30 protein-coding genes, 1 tRNA gene and 1 pseudogene are annotated in these 26,057 nt (G+C 64.7%); 9 read left to right on the top strand and 23 right to left on the bottom strand.

Features of this window, described 5'->3' with window-relative positions:
- Positions 1-894: magnesium and cobalt transport protein CorA (locus Q0O40_RS04215; protein ID WP_295526603.1), on the bottom strand; the 894-nt coding region annotated here is incomplete at its 3' end.
- Between the two features lie 166 nt (positions 895-1,060).
- On the opposite strand from Q0O40_RS04215, the gene Q0O40_RS04210 reads away from it, so the two are divergent.
- From Q0O40_RS04210 to Q0O40_RS04200, 3 genes are all read left to right on the top strand, one after another.
- The gene (locus Q0O40_RS04210; RefSeq protein WP_295526612.1) at positions 1,061-2,554 is read left to right on the top strand and encodes an NAD(P)/FAD-dependent oxidoreductase; all 1,494 of its coding nucleotides are present in this window, start codon (positions 1,061-1,063) and stop codon (positions 2,552-2,554) included.
- Between the two features lie 195 nt (positions 2,555-2,749).
- Positions 2,750-3,511: a molybdopterin-binding protein gene (locus Q0O40_RS04205; protein ID WP_295526600.1), complete on the top strand. Its 762-nt coding sequence runs from the start codon at positions 2,750-2,752 to the stop codon at positions 3,509-3,511.
- A gap of 89 nt (positions 3,512-3,600) precedes the next feature.
- Positions 3,601-4,065, top strand: a complete 465-nt coding sequence (locus Q0O40_RS04200) for a hypothetical protein (RefSeq protein WP_295526598.1) — start codon at positions 3,601-3,603, stop codon at positions 4,063-4,065.
- Positions 4,066-4,123: 58 nt separating this feature from the next.
- Here Q0O40_RS04200 and rplA read toward each other — a convergent pair whose 3' ends face one another.
- The 6 genes from rplA to Q0O40_RS04170 form a co-directional block, all read right to left on the bottom strand.
- A complete protein-coding gene (gene rplA / locus Q0O40_RS04195) occupies positions 4,124-4,822 on the bottom strand; it encodes a 50S ribosomal protein L1 (protein ID WP_295526595.1) in 699 nt (232 codons plus the stop codon).
- Between the two features lie 4 nt (positions 4,823-4,826).
- Entirely contained in the window at positions 4,827-5,258 is a 432-nt protein-coding gene (gene rplK, locus Q0O40_RS04190) for a 50S ribosomal protein L11 (RefSeq protein WP_295526593.1), read from the bottom strand.
- Between the two features lie 190 nt (positions 5,259-5,448).
- Positions 5,449-5,985, bottom strand: a complete 537-nt coding sequence (nusG, locus tag Q0O40_RS04185; RefSeq protein ID WP_295526591.1) for a transcription termination/antitermination protein NusG — start codon at positions 5,983-5,985, stop codon at positions 5,449-5,451.
- Between the two features lie 64 nt (positions 5,986-6,049).
- On the bottom strand, positions 6,050-6,244 hold the full coding sequence (gene secE, locus Q0O40_RS04180) for a preprotein translocase subunit SecE (protein ID WP_295526589.1): 195 nt from the start codon (positions 6,242-6,244) through the stop codon (positions 6,050-6,052).
- Between the two features lie 182 nt (positions 6,245-6,426).
- Positions 6,427-7,479, bottom strand: a complete 1,053-nt coding sequence (locus Q0O40_RS04175) for an NAD(P)-dependent alcohol dehydrogenase (protein ID WP_295526609.1) — start codon at positions 7,477-7,479, stop codon at positions 6,427-6,429.
- 108 nt (positions 7,480-7,587) lie between these two features.
- A tRNA-Trp gene (locus Q0O40_RS04170) sits at positions 7,588-7,663 on the bottom strand.
- Between the two features lie 80 nt (positions 7,664-7,743).
- Between Q0O40_RS04170 and aat the strand changes: the two genes are divergently transcribed.
- Positions 7,744-8,541, top strand: coding sequence for a leucyl/phenylalanyl-tRNA--protein transferase (aat, locus tag Q0O40_RS04165; protein ID WP_295526586.1), 798 nt, complete (start codon positions 7,744-7,746; stop codon positions 8,539-8,541).
- A gap of 35 nt (positions 8,542-8,576) precedes the next feature.
- On the opposite strand, the pseudogene Q0O40_RS04160 reads toward aat, so the two are convergent.
- From Q0O40_RS04160 to Q0O40_RS04145, 4 genes and pseudogenes are all read right to left on the bottom strand, one after another.
- Positions 8,577-9,011, bottom strand: a pseudogene (locus tag Q0O40_RS04160) (DUF2155 domain-containing protein); the annotation flags it as partial.
- Positions 9,011-9,424: an NADH:ubiquinone oxidoreductase subunit NDUFA12 gene (locus tag Q0O40_RS04155; RefSeq protein ID WP_295526583.1), complete on the bottom strand. Its 414-nt coding sequence runs from the start codon at positions 9,422-9,424 to the stop codon at positions 9,011-9,013. The gene Q0O40_RS04155 and the pseudogene Q0O40_RS04160, both read right to left, overlap by 1 nt.
- A 71-nt stretch (positions 9,425-9,495) precedes the next feature.
- The gene (locus Q0O40_RS04150) at positions 9,496-10,014 is read right to left on the bottom strand and encodes a DUF192 domain-containing protein (RefSeq protein ID WP_295526581.1); all 519 of its coding nucleotides are present in this window, start codon (positions 10,012-10,014) and stop codon (positions 9,496-9,498) included.
- Entirely contained in the window at positions 9,992-10,525 is a 534-nt protein-coding gene (locus tag Q0O40_RS04145; RefSeq protein WP_295526579.1) for a RecX family transcriptional regulator, read from the bottom strand. The genes Q0O40_RS04150 and Q0O40_RS04145 overlap by 23 nt, the downstream gene beginning before the upstream one ends.
- Before the next feature lie 230 nt (positions 10,526-10,755).
- Between Q0O40_RS04145 and Q0O40_RS04140 the strand changes: the two genes are divergently transcribed.
- Positions 10,756-12,513, top strand: a complete 1,758-nt coding sequence (locus tag Q0O40_RS04140) for a fatty acyl-AMP ligase (protein ID WP_295526577.1) — start codon at positions 10,756-10,758, stop codon at positions 12,511-12,513.
- Positions 12,514-12,527: 14 nt separating this feature from the next.
- Entirely contained in the window at positions 12,528-12,878 is a 351-nt protein-coding gene (locus tag Q0O40_RS04135) for a hypothetical protein (RefSeq protein ID WP_295526575.1), read from the top strand.
- On the opposite strand, the gene Q0O40_RS04130 is transcribed toward Q0O40_RS04135, so the two are convergent.
- Both Q0O40_RS04130 and Q0O40_RS04125 read right to left on the bottom strand, forming a co-directional pair.
- The gene (locus Q0O40_RS04130) at positions 12,875-13,024 is read right to left on the bottom strand and encodes a lmo0937 family membrane protein (protein ID WP_295526573.1); all 150 of its coding nucleotides are present in this window, start codon (positions 13,022-13,024) and stop codon (positions 12,875-12,877) included. The genes Q0O40_RS04135 and Q0O40_RS04130 overlap by 4 nt on opposite strands.
- Positions 13,025-13,102: 78 nt before the next feature.
- On the bottom strand, positions 13,103-13,834 hold the full coding sequence (locus tag Q0O40_RS04125) for an SDR family NAD(P)-dependent oxidoreductase (protein WP_295526571.1): 732 nt from the start codon (positions 13,832-13,834) through the stop codon (positions 13,103-13,105).
- Between the two features lie 180 nt (positions 13,835-14,014).
- Between Q0O40_RS04125 and Q0O40_RS04120 the strand changes: the two genes are divergently transcribed.
- Genes Q0O40_RS04120 through Q0O40_RS04110 form a run of 3 tightly spaced genes read left to right on the top strand, consistent with a single transcriptional unit; the run spans position 14,015 to position 16,295 of the window.
- Positions 14,015-15,223, top strand: coding sequence for a toxic anion resistance protein (locus Q0O40_RS04120; RefSeq protein ID WP_295526569.1), 1,209 nt, complete (start codon positions 14,015-14,017; stop codon positions 15,221-15,223).
- An 11-nt stretch (positions 15,224-15,234) separates the two neighbouring features.
- Positions 15,235-15,990, top strand: a complete 756-nt coding sequence (locus tag Q0O40_RS04115) for a hypothetical protein (RefSeq protein ID WP_295526566.1) — start codon at positions 15,235-15,237, stop codon at positions 15,988-15,990.
- Positions 15,990-16,295: a hypothetical protein gene (locus tag Q0O40_RS04110; protein WP_295526565.1), complete on the top strand. Its 306-nt coding sequence runs from the start codon at positions 15,990-15,992 to the stop codon at positions 16,293-16,295. Before Q0O40_RS04115 ends, Q0O40_RS04110 begins: the two co-directional genes overlap by 1 nt.
- Here the strand turns inward: Q0O40_RS04110 and Q0O40_RS04105 are convergent.
- From Q0O40_RS04105 to Q0O40_RS04060, 10 genes are all read right to left on the bottom strand, one after another.
- A complete protein-coding gene (locus tag Q0O40_RS04105; RefSeq protein ID WP_295526563.1) occupies positions 16,292-16,759 on the bottom strand; it encodes a DUF2721 domain-containing protein in 468 nt (155 codons plus the stop codon). The two genes, Q0O40_RS04110 and Q0O40_RS04105, sit on opposite strands and share 4 nt — an antisense overlap.
- Positions 16,746-17,564 (bottom strand): class I mannose-6-phosphate isomerase, encoded by an 819-nt coding sequence (locus tag Q0O40_RS04100; protein WP_295526560.1) that lies wholly within the window; start codon positions 17,562-17,564, stop codon positions 16,746-16,748. The genes Q0O40_RS04105 and Q0O40_RS04100 overlap by 14 nt, the downstream gene beginning before the upstream one ends.
- Positions 17,561-18,601, bottom strand: a complete 1,041-nt coding sequence (locus Q0O40_RS04095) for a mannose-1-phosphate guanylyltransferase (RefSeq protein ID WP_295526557.1) — start codon at positions 18,599-18,601, stop codon at positions 17,561-17,563. Before Q0O40_RS04095 ends, Q0O40_RS04100 begins: the two co-directional genes overlap by 4 nt.
- Positions 18,602-18,701: 100 nt before the next feature.
- Entirely contained in the window at positions 18,702-19,430 is a 729-nt protein-coding gene (locus tag Q0O40_RS04090) for a TonB family protein (RefSeq protein WP_295526554.1), read from the bottom strand.
- Between the two features lie 84 nt (positions 19,431-19,514).
- Entirely contained in the window at positions 19,515-20,300 is a 786-nt protein-coding gene (fdhD, locus tag Q0O40_RS04085; protein ID WP_295526551.1) for a formate dehydrogenase accessory sulfurtransferase FdhD, read from the bottom strand.
- Positions 20,290-20,490, bottom strand: coding sequence for a formate dehydrogenase subunit delta (locus tag Q0O40_RS04080; RefSeq protein WP_295526606.1), 201 nt, complete (start codon positions 20,488-20,490; stop codon positions 20,290-20,292). Before Q0O40_RS04080 ends, fdhD begins: the two co-directional genes overlap by 11 nt.
- 29 nt (positions 20,491-20,519) lie before the next feature.
- Complete coding sequence (gene fdhF / locus Q0O40_RS04075) at positions 20,520-23,381, bottom strand: formate dehydrogenase subunit alpha (protein ID WP_295526548.1); 2,862 nt, start codon at positions 23,379-23,381, stop codon at positions 20,520-20,522.
- Entirely contained in the window at positions 23,371-23,904 is a 534-nt protein-coding gene (locus Q0O40_RS04070) for a molybdenum cofactor guanylyltransferase (RefSeq protein ID WP_295526546.1), read from the bottom strand. The genes fdhF and Q0O40_RS04070 overlap by 11 nt, the downstream gene beginning before the upstream one ends.
- A 130-nt stretch (positions 23,905-24,034) precedes the next feature.
- Positions 24,035-25,576, bottom strand: coding sequence for an NADH-ubiquinone oxidoreductase-F iron-sulfur binding region domain-containing protein (locus Q0O40_RS04065; RefSeq protein WP_295526543.1), 1,542 nt, complete (start codon positions 25,574-25,576; stop codon positions 24,035-24,037).
- Positions 25,573-25,986 carry an NAD(P)H-dependent oxidoreductase subunit E gene (locus tag Q0O40_RS04060; protein WP_295526540.1) on the bottom strand — a complete coding sequence of 138 codons (414 nt, stop codon included), beginning with the start codon at positions 25,984-25,986 and terminating at the stop codon, positions 25,573-25,575. Before Q0O40_RS04060 ends, Q0O40_RS04065 begins: the two co-directional genes overlap by 4 nt.
- Positions 25,987-26,057: the final 71 nt, after the last annotated feature.

Raw genomic sequence — 26,057 nt, 5'->3', positions numbered from 1 at the left:
TTCGGGCATGTGCTCGAAGTTCATACCATAAATCCCGGCGATTGCGGTGGGCACGGCGAGGATAGCGGCCCAGGCGGCGAGTTGGCGGGTGGTTTCGCCCTGGCGGCGCTGTTCGAGCAGGCTGGCGGTTTCGACGACGGCGGCGAGCGTTTCCTTCAGCGCCTGCATCCGCGCCATCGCGCGGCGCACATGATCGAGCACATCGCGAAACCAGATCCGCGCCGAGGGATCGATGGTCGGCAAATCGGCCACCGCCAGCCGCTCGACCATTTCCTCCATCGGGCCGATGATCCGGTCGAACCGGCGCAGTTCGCGGCGCAGGCGGAAGATGCGGCGGATGGTGGCGGGATCGGGAAAGGCATCAATGGCTGCTTCCTCAATCTTTTGCGCGGCATCTTCCAGCGCATTGGCAATAGGCACATAGCCATCGACGATGAAATCGAGCACCGCGTGGAGCACATAATCTGCCCCTTCGACCAGGCGCTCGGCATTGCATTCGAGCTGTCGGCGCAAATCATCATGCGCACGGGCCGAGCCGAGGCGCACCGAGATGATGAAATCGCGGCCGATGAAGCAGCCGGTCTGGCCATAGATGATCGCCTCGCCATCGGGGGCGAGCGCCGCCGTGCGCGCCACGACGAACAGCTGGCTGCCGTAGACATCGACTTTGGGCAGCTGGCGCGGATGGAGCGCGTCTTCGATGGCAAGGGGATGCAGGCCATATTGGCGGCGCGCCAGCTCCATTTCCTCCGCCGTTGGATCGCACAGGCCGATCCAATCGAAATTGCCGGGATGCGCTTCTGCGCCGGGCGGACGCGCGGGCGCGCCATCGAGCACGATCTCGGCGTCGAGGGCTTTTCCTGCGGAATAGCGGCGGGCGGCAATAACAGGCATGGCACCGTCCTTGTCGCGCCGACGCGCAAAGGGCAATCCGCCTTAGCTCGTGGATGCAGTTTAACCGCGCGATGAAACGGCGCTGGCATTTGAAGGCGAATTTGCTAACACCGATGTCAGCAATTTGGAGAAGACCGTGGGCGTGGAATCGAAAATCGCAGGCGACATGCAGCCCGATATCGACGTGGCGATCATCGGCGCGGGCTTATCGGGCATCGGCATGGCCGCGCACATGCAGATGCTCTGCCCCGATCGCAGCTTTGCCTTGTTCGAACGCCGCGCAAACCTCGGCGGCACATGGGATCTGTTTCGCTATCCCGGCGTCCGTTCGGACAGCGACATGCACACGCTTGGCTTTGTGTTCGAACCGTGGAAGCACGAAAAATCGATCGCCGATGGCCCCGCGATCCTCGAATACCTGAACCGCATTGTCGATGAGCGCGATATCCGCCGCCACATCCGCCTCGGCACCAAAGTCGTCTCCGCCGACTGGAACAGCGCCGCTGCACATTGGGTGATCACCACGGAAAGCCCGGATGGCCAGCATTCGCGCACGACCGCGCGGTTCCTGTATCTCGGCGCGGGCTATTACGATTACGACAAGCCCTATGACGCACAGATTCCCGGCCTTGCCGATTTTGCCGGAACGGTGCTGCATCCCCAATTCTGGCCCAAGGATTCGGCCCATGCGGGCAAGCGCGTCGTCGTGATCGGATCGGGCGCTACGGCGGTGACGATTGTTCCGGTGATGGCCGAGACCGCGGCGCATGTTACCATGCTACAGCGCACGCCGACGTGGTATGCCGTGCGCCCCGCGCGCGATGCCATCGCCAATGCGCTGCGCAAATTCCTGCCCGCTAAGCTCGCCTACTGGATCACGCGCTACAAGAACGTGAAAATGCAGGACATGGTCTACAAGCGCGCGCGCGCCGCGCCCGAAAAGGCGCGCGCTTATCTCACCGACAAGATCAAGGCCGCGCTTGGCCCCAAATACGACGAGGCCGCGTTCACCCCGCCCTACAACCCATGGGAGCAGCGCCTGTGCCTTGTTCCCGATGGCGATCTGTTTGCGGCGATGAAAGCAGGCAAGGCCGATGTCGTGACCGACCATATCGCGCGGATCGACGCGGCGGGCATCCAGCTCACATCGGGCAGGCGGCTCGATTGCGACGTGATCGTCACCGCTACTGGCCTCACCATGACCATCGCCGGCAAGATCGCGCTCAGCGTGGACGGCGAGCGGATCGATTTCAACCAGCACTATTATTACAAGGGCTGCATGTATTCGAACCTGCCCAATCTGGCGCAAGTGTTCGGCTATCTCAACGCCTCGTGGACGCTGCGCGCGGATATCGATTCGGACTTCATCTGCCGCCTGCTCAACCACATGAAGGCGATCGGCGCGGATGTCGCCACGCCGTTCCTGGCCGAGGATCACGATTTGGTCGAGGACCCCGATACCGGCCTCTCCTCCGGCTACATCCAGCGCGGCCAAGCGCTCCAGCCCAAGAACGCACCAACCATGCCGTGGCGGCTCAACCAGGACTATGTGTTCGACAAAGTCTGGCTGAAGCAGAACCCGCTCGACGATGGCATCATGCGCTTCACCAAGGCGCAAGCTGCGGCCACGCATGGCGAAGTGCGCGAGGCTGCCGAGTAAAGGAAGGGGCCTCCGGCGGGCAAGTGCTGTGGCCCTTGCCCGCCGAAGGCTCTTTTTTTCCACGCCTTGCGATGTGCGTAGAGCCCCCTCTCCCAACCCACTCCCTTGAAGGGGAGAGGGCTTAGTGGCTCCGTTTCCCCACACCCCCTCCAAGCCCCATTGCGCGCCTCACCCAATGCGCTATCGCTCTCGCTTATGACCGACTCCACCCGCATCTGGACTGCCGCGCTTGTTGTCGTTGGCGATGAAATCCTGTCTGGCCGCACGCAGGATAAGAACATCGCTCAAGTCGCGACGTGGCTGGGCGTGCAGGGCATTCGTCTGCGCGAAGTGCGGGTGGTGCCCGATGATATGGCCGCGATCATCGAGGCGGTGAACACGCTGCGCGCGCGCAACGATTATCTGTTTACCACCGGCGGCATCGGCCCGACTCACGACGATATCACGGTCGATGCAGTGGCCGAGGCGCTGGGCGTCGAAGTCGTGATCCTTCCGGCGGCGCGCGATATGCTCGAAGGCTATTATGCCTCGCGCGGCGGGCTCAATCCGGCGCGGCTGCGCATGGCGCGCGTGCCCGAAGGCGCCGATCTTATTGCAAACCGCATGTCGGGCGCGCCGGGCATTCGCGTGGGCAATGTGTTTCTGATGGCCGGGGTGCCGGGGATCACCGCGCAGATGCTCGATGGCCTGACCGGAACGCTCGAAGGCGGCCTGCCGCTTTTGTCCGTCACCGTGGGCTGCTGGGTCGCCGAAAGCGAAGTGGCCGAATTGCTCGGCGAGACCGAGCGCGCGCACGAAGGATGCCAGATCGGCAGCTACCCGTTCTTTCGCGAAGGCCGCATCGGCGCGAATTTCGTGATCCGCTCGGTCGATCAGGCGCGCCTCGATGATTGCGCCAGCGCGCTGGCGGCAAGCCTTGCCGCGCTGGGCCGGGCTGCAGTGCCGGGGGGCATCTGAGCCACGCAGGTCTGGCGCTGGCGGCGCTGTTAGGGCCGGGGCTGAGCGCGTGTTCGCCGGCCTTGCCGCGGTTTGAGCGGACGCTTGCGGTGCATGACAGCGCCACAGCAGCGCTGGGCGAATGGTGCGCCGCGCGCGGCATCGCTTCGCCGCCAACGATCCGCGCAGTAGCAGACCAGGCCGCGCCCGAACCACCCTCGCCCGCAACGCGTGCGGCGCTCGGGATCGGCCCCGATGAGCCCCTCGCATTTCGCCATGTGCGGCTGATGTGCGGCGCAAAAACCCTGTCTGACGCCAAGAACTGGTATGTGCCCGCGCGGCTCACCCCAGCGATGAACCGCACGCTGGAAACCACCGGCACGCCGTTCGGCAAAGTGGTCGCCCCGCTTGGCTTTCGCCGCGAACGGCTGGCGGCGCAGCGCGGGCGCAGCGGGGATTGCCCGGCGGGCACCGTGCTATCGCATCGCGCGGTGCTGCGACTGGCGGACGGGAGCGCGATCAGCCTGGTCGCGGAATGCTATACCCGCGCCAACCTTGGGCCGAGGCGCCGATAAAAAAGGCCGGGAAGGTTTCCCCGCCCGGCCTTCTCATGGGTTCGTGATCGCGCGGCGATCAGCTGCTGTAGACTTGGCCAACGTCGATCTTGATGCCGGGGCCCATCGACGAAGAAATGCCGACCTTGCGGACATACTTGCCCTTGGCGCCCGCTGGCTTGGCCTTGACGATGGCATCGACGAACGCATCGAAATTGGCGCGCAGCGCTTCATTCGAGAAGCTCATCTTGCCGATGCCGCCGTGGATGATGCCTGCTTTTTCAACGCGGAATTCGATCTGGCCGCCCTTCGCCGCCTTGACCGCTTCGGCGACGTTTGGCGTGACAGTGCCCAGCTTCGGGTTCGGCATCAGGCCCTTGGGACCGAGCACTTTGCCCAGACGGCCGACAATGCCCATCATGTCCGGCGTGGCGATCACGCGGCCATAATCGAGATTGCCTGCCTGCATATCTTCGAGCAGATCTTCCGCGCCGACTTTGTCAGCGCCAGCGGCCAGCGCGGCCTCTGCCTTGTCGCCGCGCGCGAACACGGCGACTTTGACGTCCTTGCCAGTGCCCGAAGGCAGCGTGACCATACCGCGCACCATCTGATCGGCATGGCGCGGATCGACGCCGAGATTGAGCGCGACTTCGATCGATTCGTCGAACTTGGTGCGCTTCAGGTCTTTGAGCAGCTGGATGGCTTCATCCACGCCATAAAGCTTCATGTTGTCGCCGAGCTTTTCGGTCAGCGCCTTCTGGTTCTTGGTCGCCTTCATCGGATCAGCCCTCCACAACCTGAAGGCCCATCGCGCGAGCGGAGCCTTCGATAATCTTGATCGCGGCGTCCATGTCGTTGGCGTTGAGATCCACCATCTTGGCCTGCGCCACATCGGCCAGCTGCGCGCGCGTGATCGTTCCGGCAGAAATCTTGCCCGGTTCTTTCGAGCCCGACTTGAGATTGATCGCCTTCTTGATCAGGAACGTGGCGGGCGGGGTCTTGGTAATGAAGGTGAACGAACGATCGGCATAGACCGTGATCACGGTGGGCAGCGGGGTGCCCTTTTCCACTTCCTGCGTCGCAGCATTGAACTGCTTGCAGAATTCCATGATGTTCACACCGCGTTGACCGAGCGCAGGCCCGATTGGCGGCGACGGCTTGGCATCGCCAGCCTTCACTTGCAGCTTGATATAGCCTTCAATCTTCTTGGCCACGAAGGGCCTCCTTTCTTCCTGTTGGCGCGGAGCGCGCCTCAGAGTGAGCGGTCAAACAGACGACGAATCGCCCTCCCGCGCGGGGTTTGCAGAGCGGTTGCCCGCGCTGCGAAGTGCGGGCCGTTAAAGCCACGCGCTCCAAAATGCAATCACAAATGCCTCTGCCCACAACGGGCAAGGGCACTGGCGATTATTTGACCAGTTCGACTTCCTCGAACGCCAGCTCGACCGGGGTGGCGCGGCCAAAGATCGAGACCGCCACTTTGACGCGGCTCTTTTCGAAATCGAGCTCCTCTACCGTGCCGTTGAAGCTGGCGAAGGGACCGGCGTTGACCTTGACCGAATCGCCGATCTCGTAATCGACCGAAACCTGCTTGCGCGGCTCGGCCGCGGCGGCATCGCGCGCGCCGAAATAGCGCGCGGCTTCTTTGTCGGAGATCGGCTGCGGCTTGTTGTTGAGGCCCAGAAACCCGGTGACCTTGGGGGTATTCTTGACAAGGTGATAGATGTCGTCGTTCAGCGCCAGCTTGGCCAGCACATAGCCCGGCATGAACTTGCGCTCGACCTGAACCTTCTTGCCGCGCTTCACCTCGGTGATCGTCTCGGTCGGCACTTCGACCGCTTCGACCAGCTGCGCCAATCCGATGCGTTCGGCCTCGGCGAGGATGGCTTCCTTCACCTTGTTTTCAAAACCAGAGTAAGCGTGAATGATATACCAACGGGCCATTGCGGCGATTCCCAATCCGGTTTGCCAAAATCAAGCGAATTAAAACGAAAGTGCGGGCGGCGGTTCAGGCGAGCGAGAGCAACCAGCGCACGGTCATGCCGAACAGGCTGTCGATCCCCAGAAAGAACACCGCGAGAATCAGCATCATGATGCCGACAAAGATCGCGATGGTCGTGGTTTCCTGACGCGACGGCCAGATCACCTTGCGCGTTTCGGCGCGCACCTGGTTGATAAATTCCGACAGGCTGGTCTTCGCCATTGTTCGTCTCGCTTCTGCTTGCGCATGCCCAGAAATACACGGCTTCCGGCTAGGGGTCATCGCCGCCCCGAACAGGTTCGGGAGGGGCTGGCGAATTTCCGATGTCGGAAGAGCACGCGAGGTAGGACAGCGCGCCGCAAAATGCAAGGGCCAGACGCTGCGCGCCCGGCCCCGCGCTGAACCTAACCCGCCAAAGTGGCGTTATCGATCACGAACCGGTAGCGCACATCACTATCCAGCATCCGCTCATAGGCCGCATTGATGCCATCGATCGGGATCATCTCGATCTCCGCGACGATGCCGTGCTCGGCGCAGAAATCAAGCATCTCCTGCGTTTCGGCGATTCCCCCGATCATCGACCCGGCGATCGAGCGGCGGCGCATCAGCAGCGCGAAGATGGCGGGGCTGGGATGCGGATGTTCGGGCGCGCCCACCATCACCAGCGTGCTGTTACGTTTCAGCAAAGTGGTGAACTGATCCAGATTGTGGCTGGCGGCCACGGTATCGATGATCAGATCGAAGCTTTCCAGATGCGCCTTCATTTCGTCGCGGTTTTTGGAGACGATCACCTCGTGCGCGCCAAGGCTGAGGATATCGGCGCGCTTGGCCTCGCTCGAGGTGAAGCCCACCACATGCGCGCCCATCGCCCGCGCCAGCTTGATCCCCATGTGCCCCAGCCCGCCGATGCCGACGATGCCGACTTTCTTGCCCGGACCGGCCTGCCAATGGCGCAGCGGCGAATAGAGCGTGATCCCGGCGCAGAGCAGCGGCGCGGCGGCGGCAAGCTGCGCGGCGGGATGGCGGATGTTCAGCACGAACGCCTGATCGACCACGATCCGCTGCGCATAGCCGCCCATGGTGTAGCCCGGCGCATCGGCGATCGGGGAATTGTACGTGCCGGTCATGCCGGTCTGGCAGAATTGCTCGAGGCCTTCGTCGCAGGCCGAGCAGGCGTGGCAGCTATCGACCATGCAGCCGACTCCGACCGTATCACCGACTTTGAACCGGCTGACGCCGTCGCCCACGGCGCTGACATGGCCGACAATCTCGTGCCCCGGCACGCAGGGCCACTGGGTGCCGCCCCATTCATCGCGCGCGGTGTGCAGGTCCGAATGGCACACCCCGCAAAAGGCAATCTCGATCTGGACATCGTTCGCGCCGGGCGCGCGGCGCTCGATGATCAGGGCTTCCAGCGGGCGATCGGCGGCGTGCGTACCATAGGCGTGAACGGACATGATGGATTCCCAATCGACTTGTCGAAAGGCGAACATGTCCGCTTGTCCGGCCAAGCACAAGCGCCGCGGCCCGCGCCACGGGAGATTTATCAGGTTGTCAGAAAATCTTGGCAGGAGTGGAGGGACTCGAACCCACGGCCCTCGGTTTTGGAGACCGATGCTCTACCAACTGAGCTACACTCCTGTGCCCGGGAAATCGCCCTTAATCGCTTGACGCCGCCAGCGCAACCGCGAGAGAGAACATTCTGATTGCATAATGTCCTGATGTCCTTGGGCCACCCCCCCATCATCCCGCCCGAGCTGCTGCTCAAGGCCTATCGCGTCGGCATTTTCCCGATGTCCGACAGCCGCGATGATCCCGACGTTTATTGGGTGGAGCCCAGAATGCGCGCGATCCTGCCGTTGCAGGGCTTTCACATGGCAAAGTCGCTGGCGCGCACCTTGCGCCGGGGGCGCTTTCACGTGACCTGCAACGCCGCGTTCGATGCGGTGATCACTGCCTGCGCCGCGCCGCGCGCCGCCGCCGAAGACAGCTGGATCAGCCTGCGCCTGGGCGCGAGCTACCGCGAATTGCACCGGCTGGGCCATGCTCATTCGATCGAAACCTGGGCTGTGGACGAGGAAGGCGAGAGATTTCTGGTCGGCGGGCTTTACGGGGTTGGTTTCGGACGCGTGTTTTGCGGCGAAAGCATGTTCAGCAGCGCCAGCGATGCCTCGAAAGTGGCGCTGGCCTGGCTGGTTGCGGCGATGCGGCGTGCAGGGTGCGAATTGCTCGATTGCCAATTCACCACGCCGCATCTCGTCTCGCTCGGCGCGATCGAGATCACCCAGGCGCAGTATCTGGAGCGGCTGAAAGCGGCGCTGCGCCCTTATCCAGCAGGTTCGCGCGGAGGCGGCGGCCCCGGCGGCTGGGGGGCGGCGGCTGGCTCCGGCGATGGCCCGGCCGCCGGGGCGGCAACCGTGCCCGCGGGCTTTGCCGCGCTGCTGGCAGATGCGGCGTCGGGCGGGCCGTCTTCCTCCCCCGGAAACTTCATCGCGCAGTCCTTCACCCACACATCATAAACCGGATGCTCGACCACATTGAGCGAGGGCGAATTGTGAAGCAGCCAGCCAGAGAACACTTTGTGCCAGGCCAGCTTGTCCTGCGTGGTGGCGCGCTCTTCGACAAACACCTGCACGAACGCGCCGGTTTCGGTGGGATCCTCCCACGGCGCGGTGCGCTCGCAGGTCGCCAGCTTGATGATCACATTGCCGATGCGCCGCGAATCGCCGCTTTTGAGCACCACATCCTGCGTGATGTTGTTGCGCTTGTTGAGCAGGCCCAGCGTTGCCACGCGGTCGCGCACCGGCGTGCCGAAAGCGCTTTCGACCACCGCGCCATTGCCCGATGCGGCGCGCGGTCCGGACTGCGTTGCCTCAGCCGGCGGCGCGGGCGCATCGCCCTGCTGGCTGCACCCGGCCAATGCGGCTGCGATGAGGCAGCTAAAATACAGGCCAGCCGCAACCCGCGCTGGCTTTGCGGCGCGCCGCATCAGTCTTCTGGCGACCAGGCTTCGTAGTCACCGGTTGCCGCCGCGCGCTTGCCGCCGCGCTCAAGCGCGCCTTGCGGGCGATAGGCCTGCGCCGTGCCGGTGGCATTGGGGGTATAGTCCACCTCGAAGATGCGCGCTGCGGGCAAATTGCTTTGCGGCAGGCCGTCAAAGCTGCCGTGCAGCCAGCCATGCCATTCGGCTGGCACCCGGCTGGCATCGTTGGCGCCGTTATAGATCACCCAGCGCCGCTCGCGCCCGGCAAAAGGATGTCCCTTGGGATAGGGTTTGCGCGCATGGAAATAGCGGTTCCCTTGCGCATCATGGCCGACTTCCACGCCGTTCAGCGCGTTATCGAACATGGTGCCTACGGTGGCACCGTCCCACCAGGTGAAAATTTTGCCGAGGATGCTCATCGCCGGATCGCTTAGCGGTTTACGGTGGGTTTGGGCAAGCGGGGAGTGGGCCGGCGGCTTGCTTTTGCAGCCTACCAGTTCACCTCATCGCCCGGCTTGATCCCGATCTCTGCCGCGCGCCCGGCATTGAGTTCGAGCACGCTGCCGGTGAGGCCGATCGCAGACAGCGGCGTGGGATCGCAAGGCACCGCATTGGCCGCCACATTGAGCACTTTGTGATCGGGGCCGACGAACACGAGATCGAGGCTGATCACCGTGTTCTTCATCCAAAACGAGGCACGGCGCGGCGGGTCCATCGGGAAGATCATCCCCTCATCCGCGCCCATCGCGGTGCGAAACATCAGCCCTTTGGCCTGCTCGTCGGCGGTGGCCGCCAGCTCCACCTTGAACCTGTGCACCCCAGAGGCGGTTTTTACCGTCAGCGGCACCACCTTGAGCCCGGAAACCGGATGGACGGCAAGCGCAGCATCGCTTTGCGCGGATGTTGGTGCATTGGCCGATCCCGCCGCCACTGGCGAGCACGCCGCCATCCCCAGCGCGAAGGCCAGGCCAGAAATCCGGATCCCATCAATTCGGTTCAAGGTCTTCATCGGCCCAACTCTCTGCATCTTCGAGGCTCGCTGCATCGGCCAGTCTGCGCGCATAGGCAAGAGGGTGTCCGGCGCGCAGGAACGCGCCGACCTGCTTTTCGCGCACGGCACGGTCAAGGCTGCGCGCTTCAGCAAAGGGCCAGAACCGCTTGCGCCGCGCAAAGGCCAAGGCGGCGCGGCGGCGCTGTGTCTCATCGCCTTGCGCAGGCGCGCGGATTTCGGCGGCGATCCCGTCTTGCGCCAGCGCGCCTTCGATCCGCCGCGCGCCATAGCCCCGGCGCAGCAACCCCTGCCCCTTGGCCAGGGCATAGCCGGCATCGTCGATATAGCCTTGCGCCGCCATGCGCTCAACCAGCGCAGCCACATCGGGCGGCGGCGCGCCGTCCTGCCACCCGCGCTCGCGCAGCTTGCGCGCCAGATAAGCCGAAAGCTTGCCCCCGCTGGTGGCAAAGCGCGCCACATAGGCCAGCGCCAGCGCATCGAGCTGCGCCGCATCGAGCGGCTTTGGCACAGGACGTTCCCGGTGCGGCGACGCCTTTGCCGGGCGCGGCCGCCGGGGAGATTGTGTTAACATGCCACATTCGTGCCACAGTCACGGCTAAATGAGAATATGAACGTTTCTTTTCGGGACGAATGCGCGGTTCATGGTGCGGCGACCGCCGACGCCGCCGGGTTCGCGCCAAAGCCACAAGAGCCCGCAAACTGCGCAGTTTGCACGCAATGATAGAGCCGGAGTACCGCATGAAAATTTCGGACGTTGTCGCTGAACAGGCAAACCTGATCCCGACGCCCAACCTTGATCCCCGCCCCCGCCGGTTTGCCGATTTCGGTACATTTTGCGAAGCGCTCGATTTCGCCGCAGCGGGGCCTTGTGGCCTCAATTTTCATGATGCGCGCGCGGTTCTGACCCATGCTTATCCTTATGCGCAGCTGCGCGCCGATGCGCTGATCGCGGCGCAGCGGCTTATCGCGCACGGCCTTGGCGCGGGCGACCGGGTTGCGCTGATCGCCGAGACCGGGGCCGATTTTGCCGCGTTGTTCTGCGGCGCGATGTATGCCGGTGTCTGGCCGGTGCCGCTGCCGCTGCCGACCAGCTTTGGCGGCAAGGAAAACTACATCGACCAGATCGCGGTCCAACTCGGCAGTTCCGATCCGGCGCTGTTGCTCTATCCAGACGAGCTGGATGGCATGTGCGCCATTGCCGCCGAGCGTCAGGGCTGCCCCGGCATGAGCTGGAGCGCTTTTGCCGAAACGACACCGGCAGGCGCGGCATTGCCCGCGCCCGATCCCGATGCGATCAGCTACCTGCAATATTCCAGCGGTTCGACCCGCTTTCCCCATGGCGTCGCGGTCACACACCGCGCGCTGCTCGCCAATCTGGCCGGGCATTCGCATGGCATGGCGTTTCAGCCGGGCGACCGCGCGATCAGCTGGCTGCCGCTTTATCACGACATGGGTCTGGTCGGCTGCTTCCTCTCGCCCATCGCCAATCAGGTTTCGGTCGATTACCTGCGGACCGAGGATTTTGCCCGCCGCCCGCTCGCCTGGCTCGATCTGATCAGCCGCAATTCCGGCACCACGCTCTCTTATTCGCCCACCTTCGGCTATGACATCTGCGCCCGGCGCATTTCCAGCCAGTCGCATGTCGCCGAGCGGTTCGACCTGTCGCGCTGGCGCGTGGCGGGCAACGGCGCGGACATGATCCGCCCCGATGTGATGCAAAGCTTCGTCAATGCCTTTGCCGATGCGGGCTTCAAGGCATCGTCGTTCCTCCCTAGCTACGGCCTCGCCGAAGCGACGCTGGCGGTCACGCTGATGCCGCCGGGCGAAGGCATCCGGGTCGAACTGGTCGAGGAAGAGCGCCTCTCGGGCGCTCCGCGCGATCTCTCGCGCCCGGCGCGCTACCGCGCCATCGTCAATTGCGGCGTGGCGGTGCGCGGCATGGATCTGGAAGTGCGCGGCGAGACCGGCGAGGCACTTGCGCATCATCACATCGGCAAAGTGTGGTGCCGGGGGACTTCGGTGATGCACTCTTATTTCCGCGATGCGGAGGCGACCGAGGCCTGCATGGTCGGCGGCTGGCTTGACACCGGCGACATGGGCTATCTCAACGAAGAGGGCTATCTGTTCATTGTCGGCCGCGCTAAGGACATGATCATCATCAACGGCAAGAACCACTGGCCGCAGGACATCGAATGGGCGGTGGAGCAGCTTCCCGGATTTCATCAGGGCGATATCGCCGCGTTCTCGGTCGAGGCCGATAATGGCGAGGAAACCCCCGCCGTGCTGGTCCATTGCCGCGTTTCCGACCCGGACGAGCGGATCAAACTGCGCAACCAGATCCGCGACAAGGTCCGCTCGATCACAGGCATGCATTGTGTGATCGAGCTGGTGCCGCCGCGCACTCTGCCGCGCACCAGCTCGGGCAAATTGAGCCGCGCCAAGGCCAAGAAGCTCTATCTCGCAGGCGAGATCGAGCCCTACAAGCTGGCAGCCTAAACGGCCCAGTACTGATGGCCACGCCCGACCGCCTGATCTTCGTCTACAACGCCGACGGGGGCCTGGTGCAGGCGTTTCTCGATTCGGTGCACAAGACGCTGTCACCGGCGACTTATCCGTGCAGCTTATGCGCGATCACCTATGGTTCGCTGCGGATGCACCCGCAGTGGCGCAAGTGGCTCAAAGCCCTTGCGATCCCGGTGGTGTTTTATCACAAGGACGACACGCCTTATAAGGACGTGACGCTGCCCGCCGTGCTGTGCGAGCGCGGCGGGCAGATCGAGACTTTGCTTGACGCGGCGACGCTTGACAGGCTGGGGACTCTTGATGCGCTCATCGCCGCGATGGAAGCGCGGCTTGGCTAGATACTGCGCCGCCCGGTGATAAGCTGATAGATGAAGATGACCAAGGCGACGACGAGCAGCAGGTGAATAAGCCCGCCTGAGATGTGGAACGCGAGAAAACCGGCAGCCCACATGATTATGAGAATGACGGCGATGGTCCAAAGCATGGCGGCTCTCCAGAGTTGACGATTGGTGTTGTTCTGCAAACGCGGCAACAACGCCAAAGTTCCGCCAGCCCATCCCCGCTAGAACGGCACTTCTGCTCCGTCCCACGCAAACAGCCGGCCGCTCTGCGATGGTGCGAGGCCATCCAGCACCGCCAGCATCCGCCCGGCCGAATAGTCCGCCGTGAACAGCTTTTCTGCAGCGACCCCGCGCTGAAACGGCTGCGACAGCGCGGTATCGACGGTGCCGGGGTGCAGCGTCACCGCCAGCGCTTGCGGGTGGGTGCGCGCCAGTTCGATCGCCATGGTGCGGACCAGCATGTTGAGCGCGGCCTTGCTGGCGCGGTAGGCGTGCCAGCCGCCGAGCCGGTTGTCGCCGATCGAGCCGACCCGCGCCGAGATCGCCGCGAACACCGCGCGCGTGTCCTTGCGCAGCAGCGGCAGCGCATGCTTGGCAATCAGCGCGGGGCCGGCCGCGTTGATCGCGAACATTTCGGCGAGGTGATCGCCGCTAAGCGCGCGGGTGCTCTTTTCGGGGCCTGCCCCATCAGCATACGTCAGCCGCCCGGTGGCCACGATGACCAGATCGAGCGGGCCGCCGATCGCGGCGCAGGCCGCAGCGATGCTGGCTTCATCGAGCAGATCGAACGCAAAGGACGCCACCTTCGGCCCCGGCACCCCGACGCCGGACCGCCCGCCTGCCCATACTTGCGCGACATCTGCGCGCACGCTCAACGCCGCGACCAGCGCCGCGCCGATCCCGCCGGACGCGCCAAACACCGCGCAGCGCTTTTCCTGACCCATGGTTTCCATCGCAATGCCCATGGCCTGCATTGATGGGACGCGTCCAGCGCGCCCATAGGGCAAGGGGTTTGGCAACGGGGGGGGTTGGGCGATAGTGTATTAACCCAACAATACACTTGCACCGCGCTACGAGGATTGCCATCTTCGTGGCTGCGCGCCCGCAACGGGCCATTTATCGAGAGAGCGACCATGGCCACGGAACCTGCAATCGACATCGCCAAACCCATCGTGCTGACCGCGCCCGATCCGGTGCCGGTGGTGGCGCCGACGCAGGCCGCCGGGCTGGTGCCGGTGAGCAGCGAGGCGAAATCCAAGCTGGAGGCCAAGGCCGATGCCTTTGTCGCCGATCTGATTGCGCAGGATGCCGCAGGGCCTGAGTTTGGCAAGCGGGTCGATCAACTGACCGCGATGGGCCGCAAGGAAATCGCCGCGGCGGCGGGCATGTCGAACCGCTTTCTCGATAGGCCGCTGCGCGCGATGAACAAGGAGGGCGGCGTCGGTACCGATCTGGCGGCGCTGCGCCGCACGGTCGAAGATCTCGATCCGGGCCGCCAGGGCAATCTATCCTCAGGCCGCAAATTCCTCGGCATCATCCCCTTCGGCAACACCATGAAGAGCTATTTCGATGGCTACACCTCGGCGCAAGGCCACATCAAGGCGATCCTCGATCGGCTGGCCTCGGGCAAGGACGAGCTCTTGATGGACAACGCCGCCATCGATGTGGAACGCCAGAAGCTTTGGGAAGCGATGGGCAATCTGGAGCAGATGGTCCACATTTCCAAAGTGCTCGATCAGAAGCTTGAGGATGCGGCGCTCGATCTCGATACCAGCGATCCGGCGAAAGCCAAGGCGATCCGCGAATCCGCGCTGTTTTACACGCGGCAGCGCACGCAGGACCTGCTGACGCAAATGGCGGTGAGCGTGCAGGGCTATCTCGCGCTCGATCTGGTCAAGAAAAACAACGTCGAGCTGGTCAAGGGCGTCGACCGCGCCAGCACAACCACCGTGGCCGCGCTGCGCACCGCCGTCACGGTGGCGCAAGCGATGACCAATCAGCGGCTGGTCCTGGCGCAGATCACCGCGCTTAACACCACCACCGCCAATATCATCGATTCCACCGGCAAGCTGCTGCGCGAACAAACCGCCAAGATCCACGAACAAGCAGCATCGAGCACGATCCCGATGGAGACGCTGCAGCGCGCGTTTCAGAACATCTACGAGACGATGGACACGATCGACACGTTCAAGCTGAAAGCGCTCGATTCGATGAAGCAAACGATCGACACACTTTCAAGCGAGGTCGAGAAATCCAAGGGCTATATCGCGCGGACCGAAGGCGCGGCGCAGGCGCGGCTGGCGGGCGGAGAGGCGCCCTCGTTGTTGAGCATCGAAGGTTGAGCGCGGGCGCGATGACCAGCCCGGCAAGCGACAGCGCCCGCACCCTTTCTGCCGCGCGCACCGCCTTGGTGCGCCAGCAGGGCGGCAGGCGCGGCTCGATCGGCCAGCGCTCGTCCGAGATCAAGCGCCGCCACCTGACGCGCAAGGCCGTGCGCATGACCGTGGCGGTCACCGCAGTGCTGATTGCGGCGATGGCAACCGGCCTTGCCATGAACGGGATCGGGCTGACCGGCCTGTTCGTCACGGCGCTGGCGGTGATCGCGGCGCTGTTGCTGTTCGGCGTCTTTCCCCGGCTTCAGGTGCCGAGCCTGTCGGCGCTCAACAGCGGCGATGTGCGCGGCATGGTCGGGCGCACCGAGCTATGGCTCGAAGCTCAGCGACCTGCGCTGCCCGCACCCGCCGTGCGGCTGGTCGATCAGATCGGGGTGCAGCTCGATGGGCTGGGGCTCCAGCTCGAAGGGATCGACCCGGCCGAACCGGCGGTGGGCGAAGTGCGCAAGCTGGTGGGCGAACTGCTCCCCGGCATGGTAGATAGCTATCGCCGCATCCCGCCGCATTTGAAAGCCGAACAGCGCGGCGGGCGCAGCGCGGACCAGCAGCTTGCCGATGGCCTTGGCAAGATCAGCGCCGAAATCGACGCGGTGACGCGCCAGCTGGCAGCGGGGGATCTTGACGCGCTAGCGGTGCGCGGCCGCTTTCTCGATTACAAATATGGCGAAGTGCTGGAACCTGCGCCTTCGCTCGCTGCGCCGACAGGACAGCCCTGATGCGGATCACCATCGCACATATGCTGGGCAAGGACGAACTGCGCCGCCGCCTCGAAGCGCGCCGCCATGAGGCTTCGATCAAGACAAGCGCGCTGATCGGCGGGCTCGCCTCGGTTGAGCAGCACTGGCGCGACGCCGATACGCTGATCATGGATGTGAGCGCGATGGGCTTCGCCGTGCCCTGCACCGCCACCATCGAAGAAACCGCGCTGGTTTTCGAAGTGACGATGCCGCCCGGCCTCGGCTTTGCGCGCGGCATGATCGAAAGCGTGATCCGCGAAAAGAGCGAGAAGCTGCTGGCTTAGATATCCTTGCGGTGCAACTCGAGCAGTTCGGGCGGCAGGCGCAGGCTTTGCGCCACCAGCCGCGTTTCCATCAGCAGGAAAACCAGCGCCAGCATCAGAAGGCTGATCGACAGGAAGAACGTGCTGGCGGTCAAAGTGCGCAGTTCAATCCCCAGAATTTCACCGATGAACACCATGCCGACGGTGACGCCGATGCCCAGACCGCTCATCACCAATACCAGCAAAGCCCGACCAATCAGCTGAATCCGCCGGTCGACAAAACGCATTTCGACGACAACCTCATCATGCTGCGCGTCTTTGGTTGCGGCATGGAGAGTCTTCAAACTGCGCGAGCGATCGACGATCCGGCCGAGCCGCGTGGTCAGGATATTCATGATATTGCCAATCGCCACCAGCACGAACACCGGCGCAAGCGCCAGCTGGATGGTCTGTGCGATCATGGCGCGCTGGTCATCGCGCCGCATGCACCACGATGCTGAGGCCGCTTGCCGAAAAATCCAGCGCGTCGATCCAAGGAGCCCAGGCGCAATCGCCGGGGCGCAGCACTTGGCCGTCAAGCCGCACTTCGCCGGTGCGCGGAATGACCAGCATGGGGCCGTCATATTCGGCGCGCAGCGCTTCGTCGGGCGCACCATCGAGCCGGTGTGCCGTGAAATAGCGCCCGCGCGCCAGCTCGATCGTGCCGGTTTCGGGGATCTGGCGGCGCAGCGCCGGATCGTGCACCTCGCCCTTCGCCACTGCCATGCCCGCATCGAGATGCAGCTCGCGCGGGCGGCCATAGTCATAAAGCCGATAGGTAATGTCCGAGTTCTGCTGAATCTCGATCAGGCTGACCCCCGCCCCGATGGCATGGACGGTTCCCGCCGGAATATAAAAGAAATCGCCCGCGCGCACCGGATGCCACGCCAGCAGATGTTCGATCGAGCCATCGAGTGCGGCGGCGCGCATCGCGGCGGCATCGAGCGCTGCCTTGAACCCCACCCCCAGCGCCGCGCCGGGATCGACATCGATCACCAGCCAGCATTCTTCCTTGCCGCCATAGCCGGTGCGCGCGGTTTCGCCCGAAGCCAGCGCCTGCGCGTCGTCAGGGTGGACCTGCACCGAGAGGTTTTCGCTGGTGAAGATATACTTGACCAGCAATGTGGGCACTTGCGGCGGCGGTTCGAACCAGATTTCGCCAATCCGCTGGCCATCTGGTGCAATAAACGGCGCGGGCAGCGTGTCCCTGCCCCACACTTTCTCAACTTCACGGGTGGGCAGCGCGCTCATTGATTGATCGCGCCGTCCAGCTTTCCGACCAACTGCGCGCCATCAGCCGACGTAACCAGCACTTCATCGCCATCGACCACCACGATCAGATTGCTGACGCCGATCACCGAAACGCGCGGGCCGTCGCTGTGCACCAGGACATTGGCGCAGTCCTTGAGCTCGGCCCGCCCCGAGACCGCATTGCCTTGCCCATCGCGCGGTTGCGCTTCGTGCAGCGCCTGCCAATTGCCGATGTCGGACCAAGCCATCACCGCCGGAACCATGGCGGCGCGCGCGGTATTTTCCATCACCGCATAATCCACTGATTCGCTTTCGATCAGCGCGAAGGCGGCGGCGGCGGGGTGGAAGCGATGACCATCGGCCACGCCGCCCGCATTGGCCGCGCGCACCGCAGCGGCCAGCGCCGGTCGATGTGCTTCGAGCTCCGCCAGAAAAGTACCGGCGCGAAATGCAAAAATGCCGCCATTCCAAGCATAGCCGCCTTGCGCCAGAAAGCCCATCGCCCGCTCAAGATCAGGCTTTTCGACGAATTTCGCGACGCGAAAACCAAGGCTGCCCGGAATCGGCTCGCCTTGTTGCAGATAGCCGAAACCGGTTTCGGGTGCGGTCGCCGCGATCCCGAACGAAACCAGCCAGCCTTGCGCCGCCAGCGCCGCCGCCTCGCGCGCCGCTGCCTGAAACGCGCTGGTCTCGCCGATGTGATGGTCGCTGGGGCACACCAGCATCACCGCGTCTTCGGGCATTCTCAGCGCAGCCAGCGCAATCGCAGCGGCGGTATTCTTGCCCTCTGGCTCGATAATGATCCGGCTGGCGGCAAGATCGGGCAATTGCGCCTCGACATGCTCAAGATGCAGCGCGCCGGTCACCACCACCGGCGCGGCGAACCCGGCATCGGCGGAGCAACGCAGCACGGTTGCCTCGAACAGCGTATTCTCGCCGACCAGCGGAAGAAACGGTTTGGGCTTGGCCTTGCGCGAGCGCGGCCAGAGCCGGGTGCCGCTGCCGCCGCACAATACAACCGGGATGATAATGTCCATCGTCGTCCTTGTTCCTGTGTGCCGAAGGCGAGTTCGTCAGCCCCTGCGGCACAACCGCTATTCAGGCAATAGCGGGTCATTCTTACCAAATTGTAACGCTTCAACCTTTAGGCGCGTTCCAATGCTGTTCCCAACCATAGTCGGATTCTATCGCCGCACCGGCCTTATCCTGCGCGGGACGAAAGCGAAACCGCTTGAGAGCCAGCGCGCAAGTCGCGGCATCGGCGGCGTCCACCCCGCTTGGTTTATGCACCCGGCACGATTTGGGCTGGCCATCGATGCCGATGCGCAGCACTACGATCACCTGCTTGCCCTGCCGCGCGGCGCGCTCTTTGGCCGGGTAATCGCGCGCCGAGGTGATCTCGCCCGCGATCTTGACCGCGCGCTGCGCGCCTGCGCCAGCGCCATTGCCCCCGCTGCCGGTGCCGGCTCCGCCGCCGCCGGTGCCTGCGCCAGCGGCGCTGGCGCCCGAGCGGGTATCTGCGCCGCTTGAAGCAGCGGGGGCCGCCACAATGGCTTTGGCAGGAATGCGCGCGGGGGGAGCGACGATGTCCCTCGGCCGCGCCTTTTTGCCCATCGCCGCCTGCGCACCTGCGGGCTCCTTGCCGGACGGGCTCGGCGGCGGCGAGTCTGCCGAGATGTTGAGAGCCACCAATGCCGGGCCGGGCCCCGCCCCGGCATCCGGGGCCGCCACCCCGCTGAGCCCGCGCACCAATGCCACGATCAGCCCGCCATAGAGCAACGCGATCAACCCGATCAGAGCCGCGCGCTGGCGCGGGTTTACAGCCGGGCTATCGGTAAAGCGCGTCGTGGCAGGTTCAGTGATCACGCCGCGATCAATAGGGCAATCGCTGCACAACAGGAACAGCTCCGCGCGCGCCGGCGGAGGCCGGGGTGCGTTTTGGGGGGCGAGTTAGTCTGACAGGTAGCTGTCGCCGCGCGCGAGCGTGATCAGCCGCAGCCCATGCGCCGCCGCTTGCTCTGCGGCCAGCGTCGATGCCGCCGAGATTGTCACCAGCAGCGGAGAGCCCGCGATGATCGCTTTTTGCACCAGTTCGAAGCTGCACCGCGCGGTCAGCAGGATAAATCCATCGCCCGCCGCATGCCCCGCAAGCGCCATCGCGCCGAGCAGCTTGTCCATCGCATTGTGCCGCCCGACATCCTCGCGCACCAGGCGGACCGCGCCATCGGCGGTGCAAAACGCGGCAGCATGCACCGCGCGGGTCGCCTCGCCCAGCGGTTGCAGGCCGGGCAGCGCCGCAACCGCGTGGAAAATGGCGGCGGGTTCCACCGCGATCCGCGCAGTGACCGGCGGCAAAGGGCGCAGCACCTGCTCAAGGCTTTCGATCCCGCACAGCCCGCAGCTTCCTTCGGAAAGCCGAAGCCGCGCGCGTTCGAGCAAGGGCGCGGCGCTCCCGGTTGCCACCTGGATCCGCAGCATCCACCCGCCGCTGGCCACGAGCACGGCATCGGCCGAGACGAACTCGCTCGGCGCGGCGATCAATTGTTCGGAGAGGCAAAAGCCCAGCGCATAATCCATGAGATCGGCGGGTGTCGCCATCATCACGGCATAGCCCACGCCGTTGATTTCGAGCGCGATGGGCGCTTCGATCGCGAGCCCGCGGATCAGTGCGCGGGGGCTTCGTCCGTCGGCAAAATGCTCGCTCAGCGGGTGCGACGCGGCGCCTTCAGGCAGCATCCGCGCCCGCGCCGGCCAACAGGGTGTGCGCCGCCTGCGCCGCAGGCTCGAGCCCCGCCAGCCCATGCGCCGCGACCCAGTCGAGGAACGTGGTCTTCATGCGCGGCGACCAAAACGTGATTACATGTCTTGCAATCACATCCGCAGGATTGGATTCGTGCGTCAGATTACGAGCAATTTGGTTGACCATGTAAACCAGTTTCTCGCCGGTATCGGCGCTCATTCGGCAGCCTCTTGCGTTTCGATGCGGCGCGCGCGCTGCGCCAGCGCTTCATAGCCTTCCTGCCATTCGCTCGGCCCGTTGGACGGTGTGATCTGGACTGCGGTCACTTTGTATTCGGGGCAATTGGTTGCCCAGTCCGAAAAGTCGGTGGTGACGACATTGGCCTGCGTCGCGGGATGGTGGAAGGTGGTGTAGACCACGCCCGGCGCAACCCGGTCGGTCACGGTGACGCGCAAGGTCGTCTCTCCCGCCCGGCTGGCCAGCCGCGCCCGGTCGCCCGATTTTAGCCCGCGATTCTCCGCGTCCTGAGGGTGCACTTCAAGCAGATCTTCGGAATGCCACACCGAATTGGCGGTGCGCCTGGTTTGCGCGCCGACATTGTATTGCGACAGGATGCGCCCGGTGGTGAGCAGCAGCGGGAAGCGCGGGCCGGTGCGCTCGTCGGTCGGCACATAGTCGGTCACCACGAACTTGCCCTTGCCGCGCACGAAGCCATCGATGTGCATGATCGGCGAGCCGTTTGGCGCGGCATTGGTGACCGGCCATTGCAGCGAACCCTCGGCATCGAGCCGGGCAAAGCTGACCCCGGCGAACGAGGGCGTCAGTCGCGCGATCTCGTCCATGATCTCCCGCGGGTGGGTGTAGTTCCAATCGAGCCCCATCGCGCGGGCCAGTTCCTGCGTGACCTGCCAATCCTCAAGACCGTTCCCCTTTGGTCCATTTAGCGGCTCCATCACCTTGCGCACCGGCTGGATGCGCCGCTCGGCATTGGTGAAGGTGCCGTTCTTCTCAAGGAAGGTGGAGCCCGGCAGGAAAACATGCGCGTAATGCGCGGTTTCATTGAGGAACAGGTCGTGGACGATGACACATTCCATCGCCGCGAGCCCGGCGGAGACATGCTTGGTATCAGGGTCGGACTGGAGGATGTCTTCCCCCTGGATATAGATTGCCTTGAACTCGCCGTCGGTTGCGGCGTCAAGCATGTTGGGGATGCGCAGGCCAGGCTCGGGATCGATCGCCACGCCCCATTCCGCCTCGAACAAGGCGCGCGCGCCCGCGTCCGAGACATGGCGGTAGCCCGAAAGCTCGTGCGGGAAGCTACCCATGTCGCACGCGCCCTGCACGTTGTTCTGCCCGCGCAGCGGGTTCACGCCGACGCCGCGCCGGCCGATGTTGCCCGTCGCCATGGCGAGGTTGGCAATCGCCATCACGGTGGACGAGCCCTGGCTATGCTCGGTGACGCCTAGCCCGTAGTAAATCGCACCGTTCCCTCCGGTGGCGAACAGCCGCGCCGCCCCGCGCAGATCGGCGGCTGGAACGCCAGTGACCGGTTCGAGGAATTCGGGGCTGTTGCGCTCTTGGCTCACGAATTCGGCCCAGTGGCTGAACTCGTCCCAATCGCAGCGCTCACGCACGAAGGCTTCATCGACCAGCCCCTCGGTCACGATCACATGCGCCATCGCGGAGAGCACCGCGACATTGGTGCCGGGGCGCAGCGGCAGATGGAAATCGGCCTCGAGATGCGGGCTGCGCACCAGATCGGTGCGGCGCGGATCGATCACGATCAGCTTTGCCCCCTTGCGCAGTCTGCGCTTCATCCGGCTGGCGAACACGGGGTGCCCGTCGGTCGGGTTCGCGCCGATCACCAGCATCACATCGCTATCTTCGACGCTGTCAAAATCCTGCGTGCCCGCCGATGTGCCGAAAGTGGTCTTGAGGCCGTAGCCGGTAGGCGAATGGCAGACGCGGGCGCAGGTATCGACGTTGTTGTTGCCAAAACCGGCGCGCACCAGCTTCTGCACGAGGAAGGTTTCCTCGTTGGTGCAGCGGCTGGAGGTGATCCCGCCCAGCGCATTGCGGCCATATTTTGTGGCGATCCGCTTCAATTCGCTGGCGGTATAGGCCAGCGCCTCGTCCCAGCTGACCTCGCGCCAGGGCTGGTCGATCCGCTCGCGAATCATCGGCGAGAGCACGCGCTCCTGATGCTGCGCATAGCCCCAGGCGAAGCGGCCCTTGACGCAGGAATGCCCCCGATTGGCCTTGCCATCCTTCCATGGCACCATGCGCACCAATTGCTCACCGCGCATTTCGGCGCGGAACGTGCAGCCGACGCCGCAATAGGCGCACGTTGTGACCACCGCGCGCTCGGGCTTGCCGATTTCCTTGACCGCCTTTTCCTGCAAGGTGGCGGTGGGGCAGGCCTGCACACAGGCCCCGCACGAAACGCATTCCGAGCTCAAAAAGCTGTCAGAGGCCGCGCCCGCGCTGACCTTGCTGGCAAAGCCGCGCCCCTCGATGGTGAGCGCGAAGGTGCCCTGAACTTCATCGCAGGCGCGCACACAGCGCGAGCAGGCGATGCATTTGGAGGGGTCGAAATCGAAGTAGGGGTTAGAGGTATCGGCCTGCTCGCCCAGATGATTCTCGCCTGCGTAGCCATAGCGCACATCACGCAGGCCCACGGCGGCGGCCTGATCCTGCAACTCGCAATCGTTGTTGGCGCTGCAGGTAAGGCAATCGAGCGGATGGTCCGAAATGTAGAGTTCCATCACCCCCTTGCGCAGTTTTTGCAAACCGGGCGTCTGGGTGTGGACCTGCATCCCTTCGGCCACCGGCGTGGTGCACGAGGCGGGGGTGCCGCGCATTCCGTCGATCTCGACCAGACAAAGGCGGCAAGAGCCGAACTGCTTGAGGTTATCACTGGCGCACAGCTTCGGGATCGAACCGCCCGAAAGCGCGGCGGCGCGCATGACGGTGGTGCCCGCCGGCACGCTGACCGCGCGACCGTCGATATTGACCGTGACCGTGATGTCCGACTTGACTTCCGGGGTGCCGAAATCGGCCTGACGCTCATAACCCATGGTTGCGCTCCTCGGCAGCAAGAAGGTCTGCCGGCGTGTTGATATTAGCAGGAATGGAGGACAATTGCACCGCCCGCGCGCCGATCATTGCGGCAAAGGCGCGCATCGAATGCTTGCCCTCACCGGTGATGATCGCCTCGACCTCAGACGCAGCAGCGGCAGGCCACAGCCCGATCACCGGCTGGCTCTCGCAATAGGATGGCGGCGGCGAGAGCTGCTCGCGCGCATCGCAGCCAAGCCCGACGCTATCGACCGCGCAAGTCATCACCGCGTCATAGCCTGCAGCCTGCGCATGGCGCAGCGCGGCGGCGATCCCGCCCAGCGGCCCCATATGCGCGCGCGGCCAATCGGGCAGCACGGGCACCGGTGCTTGCGCTCGCCCGATCACCACGACCGCGTCGCATTGGGCTTCGAGCGACGCGACGGCGCGCGCGAGCAGGGTTTGTCCGCCAATCTCGGCGAGCGCCTTGTCGCTGCCGAAGCGCGAGGATTGGCCGCCTGCGAGGACTGCGCCGAGGATCATGCTTGGGGCCACGTTGCGCTGTTGTGCTTCGACAGGCTCAGCACGAGCGGGGTTTGGGTCAGGGGATTTGAGTCCCAAAGCAACACCCGCTTATCCTGAGCTTGTCGAAGGATGTTGGCGCGACCCATCGTCACTCCGCCGCGTCCGCTTGCGGGATGCCCACCCCGAAATCCTGCGGCCAATGCTTGAGCGCCGAAAGCACCGGGTAAGGCGTGAACCCGCCCAGCGCGCAGAGCGAGCCGAACTTCATCGTCTCGCACAAGTCTTCGAGCAAGGTCACTTCTTCGTCCAAAGAGCGCGCGCCTTTGCGGGCATTGTGCATTTGCGGGAGCGCCTCGACCTTGTCCGCCGCGCGGCCCGAGCGCTCGCGGATGCGGTCGATCAATTCGACCCCGCGCGTGCTGCCGATGCGGCAGGGGGTGCATTTGCCGCAGCTTTCCGCCGCGCAAAACGCCATGGCAAAGCGCGCCAGCTTGCTCATGTCGGCGCTGTCATCAAACACCGTGAGGCCGGCATGGCCGATCAGGCCATCGGCAGCGGCGAAGGCTTCGTAATCGAACGGCAAATGAAAATCGGCCGGGGGGTGAAACGCGCCGAGCGGCCCGCCGACCTGCACCGCGCGCACCGGGCGGCCGGAGGCGGTGCCGCCGCCGATTTCGTTCACCAGTTCGCCCAAAGTGATGCCGAAGCCCACTTCGAACAATCCGCCGTGCTTCACATTGCCCGCGATCTGGATCGGCATCGTGCCCTTCGAGCGGCCAAAGCCGACAGCGGCATAGGCCGCCCCGCCCTGCGCCATGATCCATGGCACGGCGGCCAGCGTGAGGACATTGTTGACCACGGTTGGCATGCCGAACAGCCCTTCGAGCGCAGGCAGCGGCGGCTTGGCGCGCACTTCGCCGCGCTTGCCCTCCAGGCTGTTAAGCAGCGAGGTTTCCTCGCCGCAAACATAGGCGCCCGCGCCGACGCGGATTTCAACGTCAAATGGCGCGATGATGGGCGCGCAGGCTTCGACCGCGGCCTGCATCTTGGCAATCGCATGCGGATATTCGCTGCGAATATAGACATAGCCCTTGCCCGCGCCGACCGCGAGCCCGGCAATCGCCATCCCCTCGATCAGCATGAAGGGATCGCCTTCCATCACCATACGATCCGCAAAGGTGGCGCTGTCGCCCTCGTCGGCGTTGCAGACGATGTATTTGCGCGCACCGCGCGCGCGCGCCACGGTGGTCCACTTGATCCCCGCCGGAAAGCCCGCGCCGCCGCGCCCGCGCAGGCCCGATGCGGTGACTTCGGCGATGGTGGCTTCTGGCCCGATGGCGCGCGCCTTCGTAAGCCCAGCCCAACCCCCGCTGGCGGCAAAGTCGTCGAGGCTGAGCGGCCGGGTTTTGCCCGCGCGCGCGAACGTGAAGCGCTGCTGGCGCGCGATGAACGGGTGATCGGCGATCTTGCCCACGGCTTTGGTGCTGGTGCCCGCCAGCACCGCCGCGACATCGCCGGGACCTAGCGGGCCAAAGCCCATGCCAGCGATCTCGGCCAGCGGCTCCAGCCAGTGCATGCCCCAGCTCGATACGCGCTCTACGGTGCAGCCCGCCGCGGCAAACGCCGCCGCCACATCGTCTGCTCCGCAAGCCAGCGCCAGCGCGTCATCGCTGATCCGCACCATAGTCATGCCAGCGACTCCAGCAATGCGTTCAATTTTGCGCCATCGAGCCGGGCATGAACCTTCCCCGCCGCCATTGCATTGGGGCCGACACTGCACAGGCCGAGGCAATAGATCGTCTCGACCTTGACCCGGCCATCATCGGGCAGCCCCGCCGCCAGCGCCTCAACCCCGCGCGCCTGGCAGGCTTCCGACCGGCAAAGCTTGAGCACCGGGCGCGGATCGGCGACCTCATGGAAATCGTGATAGAAGCTTACCACCCCGTGCACTTCGGCGCGGGTCAGGTTCAGCGCATTGGCGATGGCGCGGATCGCGTGTTCCGAAACCTCGCCAAAGCGCGCCTGAACATCATGCAGGATGGGCAGCAATGGCCCCTCGCGCCCGGCATGCGCGGCAATGATATCGTCAAGGCTCTCCATCAAACCCGCCTAGACGCCCGCGCAAGGCGGGGCAATATATGCAAATTTGGCATACCCCCGAGGGCCGCACG

Source organism: Novosphingobium sp. Chol11, assembly GCF_945870625.1.
Taxonomy (GTDB): domain Bacteria; phylum Pseudomonadota; class Alphaproteobacteria; order Sphingomonadales; family Sphingomonadaceae; genus Novosphingobium.
This window is presented reverse-complemented; position numbering and strand designations above follow the sequence as displayed.